This window comes from Ruminococcus sp. 5_1_39BFAA (assembly GCF_964240875.1).
Lineage (GTDB): Bacteria > Bacillota > Clostridia > Lachnospirales > Lachnospiraceae > Blautia_A.
This window is the reverse complement of record NZ_CAXSVO010000002.1, coordinates 206,771-220,157: the sequence shown is the minus strand read 5'-3', so window position 1 is coordinate 220,157 and position 13,387 is coordinate 206,771. Positions and strand designations below refer to the sequence as shown.

Below are 13,387 nucleotides of genomic sequence, written 5' to 3'. Positions count from 1 at the left end.
TCCAAAATCCAAAATCTTCATAAACTTCATTCCCCGCAGACATTGCGCTTAAAACCGATATAGGTTGCGGCAAAATAAAGAAGATAGATGCCGCCGAACAGCGTCAGAGCCATGGCAAAATAAATCCATGCAGGTGTTATGACTCCGGAATAGGTGACAAATATCATGCTCATATATCCCACGATTCCCCCGCTTAAAAGTACCGCAGCAGCAAAAGGAAAAAGATAATAAAGGGAAAGCTCTTTCAAAATCACCCGGTTCAGTTCCCTCTTTTTCATGCCAAGCTTCCGCAGCACATCATAACGGCTCCGATACTTTGCAGAATCGCTTAGCTGCTGGACTGCCAGCACTGTCACTGCCACAAGCAGGAACACCATGCCGATGTAAAATAGTGGAAAAATCAGTGAAGTGAGGATAAACTTCATCTCCCTGATCTCAATGTCCCTCACATATACAGGCGAATTGCTCACATAGATATTATCGCTTCCGTAGGCATGAAGCGATGGATTTTCGCTCCACTCTCCTTCCAGATTGACGCCCATTAAATCCAGCAGCTTATCCTCCAGATCCGCAGGGGGCTCACCCTCCAGCATAGCGGCATACGCTGAGTAGTAGGGCACCATACTTTCCACCGCCGCATCCGGCAGCACCAGGATATAGTCCGCTCCATTATGCCCGTTCTGTTCAAAGTGAATGGTCTGAACCTCTGTGCAGCTATACCGCTTTCCGCCAACCTGGATCTCTTTTTCCGTCATGGGTCTCAAAGTCTCCTTTAATCGTTCCTTTACCTGAAGCAGATATCCGTCCTCTTTCAGTTTTATTTCCTGAAATCCCAGCATTTTGCGAAGATTGTTATAATCACTCTCCTTCATGTAAGTATCATGATCAAAATATATCCCATCATCAATCGCGTTGTCATAGCTCGCTGCGCCGTTATGTTCATAAAGATATTCGTTCCATTCGTTTGTCCCGTTTTCATAAATCTGATACTCATAATCCTCCGTAACCTTTGTCTCCTGCTGTATCAGATCCCGCTCCTTTTTAAAGTCCTCATCTAAATCAGAATGATAGATCGCGACATCAAAAGGAAACTTCTCATCACCCTGGGTATTCTGGTATTGATTCAGCATCAGGCTCCAGGACGCCCCCATAAGGGCAGCCGCAAACAGCACGGTCAGCGTTCCTAGGGTAAACTGCATGGTCCTGATCTTAGATGCAAGCTGGCGGTAAACAAAAATGTTTGCGCCCCTTTGTACATCCTTTCCCTTTTTCTTGATATGTCCCACCAGAAATGCAGCTAGTCCCATATAGAAAAAATACGAGGAAACTACCAGGCCGATGATAAGAAAATAGATATTTCCACTGGTGAACCGATCTGTTGCCATCATCCAGAGGAACACCCCGATAAAACCAAGAGCAGCCCAGAACATCCACTGCCTGCCGGATTTATTCCCTGTACGGATTTCTTCATTCTGGCGTTCCATGTTCATCATTCCCTGTATAGTCATTTTGCGAAAACGACGCTTGTTGCGAAGCAGCGCCAACAAATACGCCCCTCCATAGATCCCAGCCGTCATGGCCAGAGCAGGAAAACTCCATTCTATCTTTATCTGATAATCCGATTGGATCATGGCATAAATCGCCGTAGTCAGAACCTGCTGCAAGAACATTCCCGGTACAAGCCCGATAGCAAACGCTGCCGCACCAATGAGCATATTTTCCCGGAAAAACAGCCTTGCTATCTGCTTTTTGCGAAAGCCCATAAGAAGGTAGACGGCAAACTCGCGGCTTCGCTTTTCCGCCATAAATTTTATCATGTAATGTACAAGCCACACGATGATAAGCACCACAAAAAAAGTCGCCAGACCTATCATCATCCCAAACATTCCTGCCTGCTCTGAAATTCTTTTTATGGCATCCGAAAAAATCATGGAATCAAAAGAAAACATCATGGCAGTTATGACGATCATGGTCATAAGATAAATAAAATAATCATGGAAAGACCTCTTCGCATTCCGGAAAGCAAGCTTACCCAGCATAGCTGTCACCTCCCGTTACGGAAAGCACGTCAAGGATTTCATTGAGAAAATCCCTGCGTTTTTTATCGCCCCGGATCAATTCATGAAAAATCTGTCCGTCCTTCAGAAAAAGGATCCGCTTACAGTAGCTGGCCGAAAAAGCATCGTGCGTCACCATCAGAATAGTCGCTCCCATGTGTTCATTCATCTGTGTAAAGGTTTCCAGAAGCATACGGGAGGATTTGCTGTCCAGCGCCCCTGTCGGTTCGTCAGCAAATATAATCCTGGGCTGGTTGATCAGGGCGCGGGCGCAGGCACAGCGCTGCTTCTGTCCCCCGGATACCTGGTAAGGGAATTTCTGACGCATCTCCCAGATTCCTAAGCGTTCCATGATCTCCTTTGTCCTGCTGCTGATCTCCTTTTTGGTTTTTCCAGAAAGCGACATGGCAAGAGAAATATTTTCTTCCAGAGTGAGGGTATCCAGAAGGTTAAATTCCTGAAAGACAAAGCCCAGATTCTCTTTCCTGAAATCCGATTTCTGATCCTCATTCAATCCGGTAATATCCTCTTTTCCGTAATAAATGTGACCTGAGGTCACGGTATCCACTGTAGCCAGCACATTTAAAAGCGTTGTTTTTCCGCTTCCACTGGCTCCCATGATGGCAGTGAATTCTCCCCTGTTCACATGAAAAGTTACACGGTCAAGGGCTTTTGTCAGATTATTCTTGCTGCCGTAATATTTTTCAACATCCTCTGCATAAATAAGTTCTTCCATGATCATTGCGTCCTCTCTTTTTCTAAAAAGCATATCAGAAATTTCCGCCTGCTCATATGGAAGTAAATTAAGAAAACCTTGCGATTTCTTAAGATACGCCTGTCCGGTACTCCTTGGCAAAGGACGTTTTTACCCGTCTTCCCTGCCAAAATGGCTGCTTCCGTCAGGGAAAGTGAGAACAACACAGGTATAGACATCTTTTTCAGATTGGATGCGGATTCCCATGTCAAGCTTACGGCAAAGCTTGCGGCAGAGATACAGACCGATTCCCGTAGACTGCGGACCGGCCAGGATTTTTTTCTCCCCGCTGCCAGCCGTCTCATGGCGCCGTCCGTTGCTCCCTGTGAAGCCCTTCTGAAATACCCGGCCCAGTTCCTCCGCTGCAATGCCGATGCCGTTATCCCACACGGAAAGCTGTGTTTTTCCTTCTTTTTTCTCTGATTTTATAACAATTCTGCTATTTTCGCCTTTTTTATATTTTACTGCATTGATCAGTATCTGGTTTAGGATAAAGGCCAGCCACTTATCATCACAGTAGGCCTCCTTCTCCTCTGTCTGCACTTCAATCTGCATTCCATTCATGCGGAAGTACATCTGATTCCTTTCTATCACATCATAAACTACTTTCTCCAGCGAAACCCGGCGGATCAGGTAGTCTTCATAAACCCTGTCAGACCTGGCGTAAAACAGAGCCTTCTCCACATCGTTTTCCAGAACAGATAGCTGGTATTTCATTTTTCTGACAGTTTCGCCCTTCTCGTTGTCACAGATAAGGCTCATGGCTGTAATAGGCACCTTTACCTCATGAATCCAATTTTCAATAAATTCTTTATATTCCTTCTGTTCCCGCTCCAGGTGACGGATGGCATCCACAACAGATTTATTGGATGTTTTCAGGATTTCCCCATACAGACGGTCATCCAGACACCACGAGGAGGGAAGCACCTCTGATATCAGATACGGCTTATCCAACTCTTTCATCGTATGAAAAATCTCATCGAAATATTTTTTCCGGCGCAGCCATCCGCACAGCATGTATACCAACAGTATCGCGATCCACACAAAATAAAAAATAAAAAGCTGATCAGGCTTTACTCCGCAGATTTTCAGATAGACAAAGCTGATGATACCAAGCACAGCCTGAAAAATCAGCAGCATCATCTTGTCTTTCACAAAATCCCACAGCTTCATTGTCATCTTCCTTTCTCCGTCAGGCAAACAGGCAGCCTTTTCTATACAAGGTATCCCTGCCCTCTCTTTGTCACAATAAGTCCGGGCAGTCCCAATGACGCAAGCTTCTTTCTGATGTGGGCAACATGTACGCTCAATGTGTTGTCATCAATAAAAATATGGTTTTCCCACAGATCATCCATGATCTCGTCCCTTGGCACGATCTTTCCCTCATTGGCAAACAGACAGCCGCAGATCCGGGCTTCGTTTTTTGTCAGTTCTTCTCTTTTATCACCATAAGAAAGGGTGCTGTCCAACAGATTCAAAGTACAGCCTTTCACCACAAGCTGCATTTTCCCCCTCTCTGCATCGCTTCCGGCAGTACGCTTTAGCACAGCCGCGATCCTCGCCAGCAGGATCGGTGCATAGAAAGGCTTGGTGATATAATCATCCCCTCCCATGACCATGCCGTTCAGCTCATCCATGGCTGTATTTCTGCTGGTGAGAAAAATCACCGGAACCTGCGACCTTCGGCGGATCTCCCTGCACACCTCAAAACCGTCCTTTCCGGGCAGGGTAACATCCAGCAGAACAAGATCCGGCGATGCCTTTATAACCTGCTCCGCCGGATTCTCAAATTCTGTGACCTCCTCAGTGTCATACATGGCATTCCTAAGCATAACCGCCAGCCCCTGGCGTATTTGTTCCTCATCCTCAATGATCATGATCCGGTACATTCTATATGCTCCCCTTTCGCTGATACCATACAGTATAGACGTTTTTCTCCGGTTTCACAAGAAAAACGGACGCATAATCAAAAAGATCCATGTGCTTTATACAAAACACTCCCCGAGCCCAGAGATACCTTCTGTACCTCGAAACCGGGGAGTGATTCTTTTTTTATATTATGGAAACTGCTCTGTTAATCCTGCAAAACGTGTCCTTAACAGGTCGCGCCGCCCTTTAAGTGCTTCTGGGCAGTAAGGTTCTCCTGCTTTCTGGCAAGAAGATCATCGGAAAGGAGCTGCTCCTGTACGTTCTCAAAGCCGATACGTGCGACGGTGTCTGCGAAACGCTCGCCTGTGATGCCCTGCTCGCGGAAGAGAAGGATGGCTTTTTCCACAACCTCCAGAACTTCGTCCTTGTCTGTGAATACCTTATCCAGATAACGGCCCTGGGCAACCTTCTTGCCCCAGCGTCCGCCAATGTAAATGCGGTAGCCGTTGGTGTAGCTCTCAAATGCCTTGAACGGACACTTACCGATACATCTGCCGCAATGGTTACATTTCTCCGGATCTACCACGATCTTACCGTCCACAAGCTTCGCTACCTTGATCGGACAATTCATTTCGATCTGGCACCTCTTGCAGCCCTTACATTTATCTATATCAACCTCCGGCACTCTCTGACCGATGATTCCAAGGTCGTTCAGGTCCGGCTTCACGCAGTTGTTCGGGCAGCCGCCTACTGCAATTTTGAATTTATGAGGAAGCTTCACGCTGTTATAGCCCTCATAGAATCTCTCGTGAATCTCGTTTGACAGTTCAAAGGTATCAATCAGTCCGTACTGGCAGGTAGTACCTTTACAGGAAACAACCGGACGAACCTTGGAGCCTGTGCCGCCTGTCTCCAGACCTGCCTGCATAAGGAATTCACGGATCGGCTCAATGTTCTCAAACGGCACGCCCTGGATCTCCAGAGTCATACGGGAGGTCATGGTAATCTCACCGCTGCCGTAGGTTTCAGCTGCTTCGGAGATCACTCTGCTTTCCTCTGCGGTTACCTTACCATTTCTGGTGATAACACGGCAGTTAAAATGATCATCTGTTCGTTTGTCCCAAAGGAAACCAAGAGCTTTTACCCTGGTGATCTCTGATGCCGGAAGTTTTCCGGACGCGTTTCTCACACGGACATCATTAAAGAAGGTGGAGCCTTCCAGCACAACGGTATTGGTATAACCAAAATGTTTCAGGCGGTTCTGAAGGAAGTATGCTCTCTTACCCTTTGCACATACAAGCAGAAGCTTCTCATCCTTTGCAATTCCCGGCAGCTCTCCGTCAACCTTTGTAAAGTCCACGTAATCCGCACCGTGAATGCTCGGAGCCATTCCAGCGTCGATAACACGGTATTTATCCGCTTTTCCCGCTGCATATTCCGCAGGTGTCATACTCACAAATGTTCCCTCGATCTTATTTAACAGCACATAAACAGCCTGTACGAATGGATGGATCGCTGTGGAGAACGGCGGTGCGTATGCAAAGTCCGCATTCTCAAAGTCTTCCAGAACCGCTCCCATGGAGATGCCCATAACAGCGATGTCTGTCATCTTATCCACAGCTCCCGGCCCCAGGATCTGTGCGCCCAAAAGTTTATGTGTATTCTTATCTGCGATCAGCTTTGTGATAAAGAAGGACGAATCCGGATAGTAATGTGCCTTGTCGTCTGTTGGTACAAGAACCGTGATCACATCATAGCCAGCCTGAACAGCCTGCTCTTCAGTGAGCCCGGTGCGACCGCAGTTCAGACCCGGTAATTTACAGACAGCAGTTCCCAGCACGCCCGGGAAAGCCTTGTCCTTTCCAGCGATAACCTGTGCCAGCGTTCTTCCCTCCAGATTTGCGGAAGAACCCATAGGCGCCCATTTTGCATCGCCTGTGATGCGGTTTGTCACCATTGCGCAGTCGCCTGCAGCATAGATGTCCGGCAGATTTGTTTTCATCTGATTGTCAACCTTAATGGTTCCCTTGAACATATCAATGCCGCTGTCTGCAAGGAAATCTGTATTAGGACGGATGCCTGCAGCAGATACAAGCAATGTACACGGCAGCATACCAGCGCTTGTCTTAACTCCTGTTACGGCTGTCTCGCCCAGCACTTCCTCTGCTTTTGTTCCGGTGATGACACGGATTCCCACCTTCATAAGGTGTTTTTTCACATAATTTGCCATTTCCGGATCCAGGATCCCCGGCATTACCTGTGTGGCAAAATCGATCACTGTTACGGAAACGCCCTGAGCTTTCAGGTTCTCAGCCACCTCCAGACCTATAAAGCCTGCTCCGATGACAACAGCTTTCTTTACGCCGTTTTCCTCTATGTAGGAGCGCATTCCCACTGCATCGTCCGGGGTACGCATCTTAAATACACCCTTCTTGTCCATGCCGGCTACAGGCGGCATTGCTGCGGATGCTCCGGTAGCGATCACCAGCTTGTCATATGCGTAAACCTCTGTTACGCCGCTTTCCAAATTTTTTGCCTGGACTTCTTTTTTCTGTGTATCCAGCGCAACTGCTTCTCTGCCTGTATAAACGGTCACGCCTGTCAACGCTGCAAATTTTGCCGGAGTGTTTACCACAAGCTCTGAGCGCTCCTCGATCAGTCCGCCTACGTAATAAGGCAGACCGCAGCCTGCGTAGGAGATTTCTTTGTCCTTTGTGATCAGGGTAACTTCAATGCTCCGGTCTTCCCTTTTTAATTTTGCCGCTGTTTTCGTTCCGGCTGCGACACCGCCAACTACCAATACCTTCATAACCTTTCCTCCATGGATCTTGTTCCTGCTTGCTGCATAAGCGAAGCAGCGGATTTTCCTCTGCTGTCCTCCAGCATCTGGTATATTTTCTGGTAATCTTCGTGGAAAATACTTCCTTCTCTCCAGATGAAAGTGAAATCGTGGGTGATATTCATGTCATCCATCTGTATTTCGCACAGTCTGCCTTCTTCCAGCTCTCTCTTCACTGCTGTCTGATACAAAAACGTGATCCCACATCCATACTCCACAAGCCGTTTGATAAGCCCGATACTTCCCGCCTCCACCAAAGCGGAAAAATTAGTGACCTCCAGGCTCTTCATCTCCAGGTACCGCTCCAGGATATTCCTGGTACCGGAGCCTGCTTCCCTTGTGATCAGCCGTCTGCCAGTCAGCTCGTCTATGGTATGGCTCCCCCGCGCCAGCGGATCGCCGGCTCCGCACACCGCAATGTACCGCTCCGCACCGTATGACTGACAATGGTAAATATCTCTTGGAAAATTCCCCTCCACCAGAGCGAAATCAATGGTTCCTTCCTCCAGCTCCTTTAAAAGCTCCCGCGTATTTCCCACGGAAAGAAACATGGAGCAGTTTTCCTCCTGCAAAAGATATTTTGCAATGCTTCCCGGTACCTCAAATTCCGCAATGGTGAGTGTCAGGCCGATTTTCAGCTCTCTCTTTTTCTGAACGCTTTCCTGCATTTTTTCCCTTAGCAGGGAGATATCATGGGTCATGGTAGCTGCAGAGTTTTTCAGCAATTCCCCTGCCGGAGTAAGGCTCATCTTTTTTCCCTGGTAGGAAAACAGCCTTACGCCATATGCCTCCTCCAGCCAGTGGATGTGCTGGGAAACTGCCGGCTGCGTCAGATTCAGTTTTTTGGCTGCCTTTGTGAAGTTCATGCTTCTGCATACTTCCAGAAATGTTTCAATTCTGAAATCCAGCATCTTGTGTTTTCCTTCTTTCTTATAATAACAGAATTTAACAATAAAATAAAATCATATATTTTTATTTTATCATAATTTTTTATAATATATAATCCCCTGTTTTTAGGAATTTCAGCAGCGTTGTCATCTTACCGCAGTAATTGTTCCTGATTATGGCAATTTTCCCCATTTCTGCAAAAAATTTTTCATAGATTTTATGTTTTTTTGTACAAAAATATGGAAATCTCATTAAAAAAACTGTATAATATACTGCAAAGAAATGAAAGTGAGGGTTCACTATGAAACAGAATAGTATGTTAGCAATGATTCTGGCCGGTGGCCGTGGCAGCCGTCTTCATGACCTGACCAACAAAGTGGCTAAACCGGCAGTTTCATATGGAGGAAAATACCGCATCGTGGATTTCCCCCTCAGTAACTGTGCCAATAGTGGTATTGATGTAGTGGGTGTTTTGACCCAGTATGAATCTGTCCTTCTGAACAGCTATGTTGCAGCCGGAGGACGTTGGGGTCTGGATGCACGGGACAGCGGTGTATTCGTACTTCCGCCGCGTGAAAAAGCAGATGCCGGTCTGGATGTATACCGTGGAACAGCAGATGCGATTTCTCAGAATATTGACTTTATAGATTCTTATGCTCCTGAGTACCTTCTGGTTCTCTCCGGAGATCATATTTACAAAATGAATTATGCCAAGATGCTTGCTTACCACAAAGAACACAACGCAGATGCTACCATCGCCGTTATCGAGGTTCCTCTGAAAGAGGCAAGCCGTTTTGGTATCATGAATACAGACGGTGAGACAGACCGTATCACAGAATTCGTAGAAAAGCCGCCGGTTCCGGAAAGCAACCTGGCTTCCATGGGTATCTATATCTTTAACTGGAAGTCCCTTCGTAAGCTTCTTATGGCAGATATGAAGAATCCGGATTCCAACCATGACTTTGGTAAGGATATCATCCCGACCCTGTTAAACGATGACAAGAGACTGTTTGCTTATCGTTTCAAAGGCTACTGGAAAGATGTAGGAACCATCGATTCCCTGTGGGAAGCAAACATGGATCTGTTAAGCCCGGATAATGAGCTTGACTTAAGCGATCCTACATGGAAGATCTATACAGAAGATGTAACAGCGCTTCCCCATTACATAGGTGCGCAGGCAGACATCAAAAACGCATATATTACCCAGGGCTGCGTAATCGAAGGCGAGGTTAAAAACTCCGTACTGTTTACTGGCGCTAAAGTAGGCGCTGGTGCAAAGATCATCGACAGCGTTCTGATGCCGGGTGTTGTGGTAGAAGAAGGCGCCGTGATCAACCGTGCGCTTGTTGCCAACGATGTCCGCATCGGTAAAAATGCCGTAGTTGGCAGCGCAGACAGCGAGCATATTGAGCTTGTTGCGAAACGTGTAAAGGGGGCCGAGTAATATGTATAAAGCATTTGGAATTGTAAATTCATCCTCAAAAAATATCTGGGTGGAGGGGCTCCAGGATTACCGTCCTATCGGAGCATTTTCCTTCCTGGGAAGATACCGTGTGATCGACTTCCCGATTTCTAATATGAGCAACAGCGGCATTGACCGTATTCAGGTATATGTAAACAGTAAACCGCGTTCTCTGGTAGAGCACGTAGGTACAGGACGTCATTACAACATTAACTCCAAGAGCGGAAAGATGCAGGTTCTTTTCTCTGAGGCAAGACCGAGAGACGACATCTACAATACTGATATCGCCGCTTACCTGGAAAACATGGAGTGCATCAACAGAATGCACCATCCATACGTTGTGATCGCTCCGAACTATATGGTTTATTCCATTGACTTCTCCAAACTGATCCAGCAGCACATTGAGTCTGAAGCAGATATCACACTGCTGTATCATGCTGTAGACAACGCAAAAGAAGCATTCTTAAGCTGTAATATCCTGGAGCTGAACAAACAGAAGGGTGTTCTCTCCATTAATGCCAACCACGGAAATGCGAAAAACCGCAACATCTTCATGGACACCTATATCATGAAGAAAGATCTGTTCGTAGAGCTGATCAACAAGGCTCACAGCATTTCTTCCGCTTATACTCTGGCTGATATCGTGAAAGCAGAGTGCAGCGAGCTTGATGTACGCGGCGTTCCGCACCGCGGATACTTCGCTTCCATCACAGATTTCAAGAGCTACTATGATGCAAACATGGATCTGATCGATATTAAGAGCGCTGAGAATCTTTTTGATGAGGAATGGCCGGTTTATACCCGTACCAATAACTCCAGCCCGACTCATTACTACAAAACCGCTGATATCAAGCACTCCGTTGTTTCTAACGGCTGTATGATCGAAGGTACTGTTGAGAACTCTATCATCGGACGTGGCTGTGTGATCAAGAAGGGTGCCGTTGTAAAGAACAGCATCATTCTGGCTGGCGCTGTTATCGGCGAAGGCGTTCACGTAGAAAACCAGGTAGTTGACAAACGTGCGAAGATCGTTCATGTTAAAGAAGTTATTTCTGATGCATCAAATCCTGGCTATATCAAACGTGAGGATACACTGTAATCAAACCGGCGCATTGTACACGCGCCATTGGCATGTCGCTTCAACGGCATGATCTCCATGAAATAAAAATTGCCTGTCCCAGCTCATCTAAGCCGGGACAGGCTTTTTAGTATCCTATTATACAATTTCCGGAATTTTCGCGGCAAGGGCTTCCGCAAGCTGCCTGTGCCCCTCTGCAGTCAGGTGCATATAATCCACATCATTAGTTGGCGCACTGATCGCCTCATTTGCATCCAGATAATGGCAGCCCATAAGGTCTGCGATTTTTTTGAACTCTGCGGATAAACCTTCGGATTTCTCTGCACAGCCATATCCCATAATGCCCGCAATCTCTGTCTGGGCATATCTGCGGTCTATATTCTGCGGTGTCACTACCAGAATATTTGCTCTGCCCTTTTCCCAGCAATCCACAGTAGAAATGGCCTTACTGATCAGCCGCTTCAGGCTCTGGCCGATACATTCCGGAGTACAGCCAAAGCGCTCCTTTGTATCGTTTGTTCCCAGCATGATGACCAGAAGGTCCAGCGGTCCATGGCTCATGAGACAGGGATAAAGATAATCCAAACCTGACATGCCCTCTGTAAGCGGGTCCCGGAAGCAGGTTGTCCTGCCTCCTAAGCCCTCTTCACGGACCACATACTCATCCCCCAGCATTTCCTGGAGAAGGCAGGTCCATCTTGTTTCCTCGTCAAATCTGCCATTTGTAGCCGCGTTATATCCATAGGTATTGGAATCTCCAAAACATACGATATGTTTCTTCATTTTGTGCCTCTATTATAAATCCTTTGTATCTGCGATCGCCTGCTTGATATCCTTGTAAAGCTGTACAAGCTCCGGATCATCCAGTGCAACCGGAAGGAACGGAAGTCTCGGGTCACCCATCGGGCAGCCGTCCAGTGAGATGATTCCCTTTACAGCGCCGTGCATGGATGCGAAAGAGCACAGACGGTAGATCAGAGGTGTTACAATATTCTGAACCTGCGCTGCCTTGTCCCACTCGCCGCGTTTGATCAGCTCATCCATCTTCATATACAGCTCCGGCATTGCTCCGTATGTACCGCCGATTCCTGCGTCTGCTCCCAGGAGACGTCCTGCCACAAACTGCTCATCCGGTCCGTTAAATACGATGAAATCCTTTCCGCCTGCAAGCTTGAAGCGAAGGATATCCTGTGCCGGATCAGAAGAACATTTTACACCTGCCACACGCTCGTTTTCCAGCATTCTGTTAAACAGATTCATGGAAAGATTAAAGCCTGTAAGCTGCGGAATGTTGTAAATGAAAAACGGAAGGTCAGCAGCCTTTGTGATCTCTGTCCAGTGTCTGTAAACGCTTTCCTCACTTGGGCGGTAGTAAACACAGGGAACTGCGGAGGTAGCTGCTGCGCCGACTTTTTCCGCATGCTCAGCCAGCATACAGGAATGTCTTGTATCCGGGCAGCCTACATGAACGATAATATTCATGTCCTGCCCAACTTCCTTCACAACCGTCTCTGTTACCAGCATACGCTCTTCTGTGTCAAGCAGAAAGCCTTCGCCCGTACTTCCGCACACATACATCTGCTTGATTCCTTTGTCACGGAAATACCTGGAAACAGCCTTTACAGCGTCTACATCCACGCTGCCGTCCTGTTTAAAAGGAGTGTTCAGGGCAACAGTTACATGTTTAAACTTATTAATATCGAACTTAGACATCATCTCTCCCCTTTCTAACGATTCTCAACTGCCTGGATAAATCTGGTTGCAATCTCCAGAGGTCTTGTGATCGCGCCGCCGACTACAACTGCAAATGCGCCTGCATTGAGCATTTCCACAGCCTGCTCAGGTGAATGGACTCTTCCCTCTCCGATCACAGGTACATCAATGGTTGCCGCAAGCTTTTTCACAAGCTCATAGTCCGGTCCCGGCAGCTTCGGTGAATAGCTGGTGTAACCGCTCATGGTGGTTCCTACCATATCCATTCCCAGCTTCCAGGCGTTCACGCCCTCCTCATAGGTGGAAATATCTGCCATCAAAATGGCATCCGGGTATTTGGCACGTACCTCAGAAATATATTCGCTAATGGTTTTGCCGTCTCCCCTCTTCATATTGGTACAGTCAAAGGCAATGACATCAGAGCCTGCCGCTACCAGGTCATCAACTTCCTTCATGGTAGGTGTGATGTAGCTCTCAAAGCCTTCATATTTTACCTTTACAAGTCCGATAACCGGAAGTCCTGTCTCTTCCTTTATGGCAATGACATCGCGGATACTGCTGGTCCGGATAGCCGGCGTTCCAGCCTGCTTTGCAGCTCTTGCCATCAGATACATAATGGATTTTTCCTCTACATAGAGAGGCTCTCCCGGAACTGCCTGGCAGGATACGATAACCTTGCCTTTAATTCTGTCAAAAAACTCTTCTTTCCTCATAACTTATTCCTCCA

The 13,387-nt window shown here is 47.2% G+C and carries 11 protein-coding genes; 2 read left to right on the top strand and 9 right to left on the bottom strand.

Translation table 11 applies throughout. From position 1 onward, the window contains the following. Nucleotides 1-26: 26 nt before the first annotated feature. The 6 genes from ACESZH_RS03655 to ACESZH_RS03630 form a co-directional block, all read right to left on the bottom strand. Complete coding sequence (locus ACESZH_RS03655; RefSeq protein WP_373212384.1) at nt 27-2,039, bottom strand: ABC transporter permease; 2,013 nt, start codon at nt 2,037-2,039, stop codon at nt 27-29. After that, nucleotides 2,029-2,793: an ABC transporter ATP-binding protein gene (locus ACESZH_RS03650; protein WP_373212387.1), complete on the bottom strand. Its 765-nt coding sequence runs from the start codon at nt 2,791-2,793 to the stop codon at nt 2,029-2,031. The genes ACESZH_RS03655 and ACESZH_RS03650 overlap by 11 nt, the downstream gene beginning before the upstream one ends. Before the next feature lie 129 nt (nt 2,794-2,922). Next, nucleotides 2,923-3,984, bottom strand: a complete 1,062-nt coding sequence (locus tag ACESZH_RS03645; protein WP_373212390.1) for a sensor histidine kinase — start codon at nt 3,982-3,984, stop codon at nt 2,923-2,925. Nucleotides 3,985-4,025: 41 nt separating this feature from the next. Then, nucleotides 4,026-4,700, bottom strand: coding sequence for a response regulator transcription factor (locus ACESZH_RS03640; RefSeq protein WP_373212392.1), 675 nt, complete (start codon nt 4,698-4,700; stop codon nt 4,026-4,028). A 206-nt stretch (nt 4,701-4,906) separates the two neighbouring features. After that, nucleotides 4,907-7,489, bottom strand: coding sequence for an FAD-dependent oxidoreductase (locus ACESZH_RS03635; RefSeq protein WP_373212395.1), 2,583 nt, complete (start codon nt 7,487-7,489; stop codon nt 4,907-4,909). Next, a complete protein-coding gene (locus ACESZH_RS03630) occupies nt 7,486-8,430 on the bottom strand; it encodes a LysR family transcriptional regulator (protein WP_373212398.1) in 945 nt (314 codons plus the stop codon). Before ACESZH_RS03630 ends, ACESZH_RS03635 begins: the two co-directional genes overlap by 4 nt. Nucleotides 8,431-8,708: 278 nt before the next feature. Here ACESZH_RS03630 and ACESZH_RS03625 point away from each other — a divergent pair, with 278 nt between their 5' ends. Then, nucleotides 8,709-9,851, top strand: a complete 1,143-nt coding sequence (locus tag ACESZH_RS03625) for a glucose-1-phosphate adenylyltransferase (RefSeq protein ID WP_373212401.1) — start codon at nt 8,709-8,711, stop codon at nt 9,849-9,851. Between the two features lies 1 nt (nt 9,852). Then, a complete protein-coding gene (gene glgD / locus ACESZH_RS03620; protein WP_373212404.1) occupies nt 9,853-10,968 on the top strand; it encodes a glucose-1-phosphate adenylyltransferase subunit GlgD in 1,116 nt (371 codons plus the stop codon). 117 nt (nt 10,969-11,085) lie between these two features. On the opposite strand, the gene ACESZH_RS03615 is transcribed toward glgD, so the two are convergent. Genes ACESZH_RS03615 through ACESZH_RS03605 form a run of 3 tightly spaced genes read right to left on the bottom strand, consistent with a single transcriptional unit; the run spans nt 11,086 to nt 13,373 of the window. Then, nucleotides 11,086-11,730 carry a GDSL-type esterase/lipase family protein gene (locus ACESZH_RS03615; RefSeq protein ID WP_373212407.1) on the bottom strand — a complete coding sequence of 215 codons (645 nt, stop codon included), beginning with the start codon at nt 11,728-11,730 and terminating at the stop codon, nt 11,086-11,088. A gap of 12 nt (nt 11,731-11,742) precedes the next feature. After that, nucleotides 11,743-12,660 (bottom strand): dihydrodipicolinate synthase family protein, encoded by a 918-nt coding sequence (locus ACESZH_RS03610; RefSeq protein WP_373212409.1) that lies wholly within the window; start codon nt 12,658-12,660, stop codon nt 11,743-11,745. Nucleotides 12,661-12,674: 14 nt separating this feature from the next. Next, a complete protein-coding gene (locus ACESZH_RS03605; RefSeq protein WP_373212411.1) occupies nt 12,675-13,373 on the bottom strand; it encodes an N-acetylmannosamine-6-phosphate 2-epimerase in 699 nt (232 codons plus the stop codon). Nucleotides 13,374-13,387: the final 14 nt, after the last annotated feature.